This window comes from Methylorubrum subtropicum (assembly GCF_038442325.1).
Taxonomy (GTDB): Bacteria; Pseudomonadota; Alphaproteobacteria; order Rhizobiales; family Beijerinckiaceae; genus Methylobacterium; species Methylobacterium subtropicum.
In genome coordinates this window covers 1-501 of record NZ_JBBXMW010000060.1, presented here as the reverse complement: position 1 = coordinate 501, position 501 = coordinate 1, and the positions used below count along the sequence as shown (strand labels likewise).

1 pseudogene is annotated in these 501 nt (G+C 67.3%); it reads left to right on the top strand.

The features are described 5' to 3' along the window. A pseudogene (locus tag AAHG03_RS27060) lies at positions 1 to 501 on the top strand (carbohydrate porin); the annotation flags it as partial.

The following is a 501-nucleotide window of genomic DNA, read 5'->3' as shown; positions in this document are numbered from 1 at the left end:
AGCAGCCCTCGCCGGTCGGCCAGTTCAACGACCAGACCCAGCCGCGCACCGATCCCGCCATCGCCGCCAAGCCCGGCGACCCCGTCCGCGTCGGACCGCTCGCCCCCTGGGCCACCGACATGGCCGCCCGTGGCCTGACCTTCGACATCAACATCTACGACTTCTACCAAGCCAACCCGACCGCCGGCCTGCGCCGCGGCGAGCAGTCGAACTCCGCCTATTTCGTGCTCAGCATGAACGCCGACATGCAGCGGCTCGCCAACATCGCCGGCGGCACGATCAAGTTCACCCAGACCTTCTTCGGGCTGGTGCGCAACACCAACCACGCCGCCGACATCGGCGACACCACCGTCGGCTACCAGCCGCCCTACACCCCCAACAACAACCGCCTGTCGCTGCTCACCTACGAGCAGAAGCTGTTCGACGACCGCCTCGTGGTCGAACTCGGCCGCACCCACCCGGATCGGTATTACGGCCTGCCGCCGTGCAACTCGATCAACT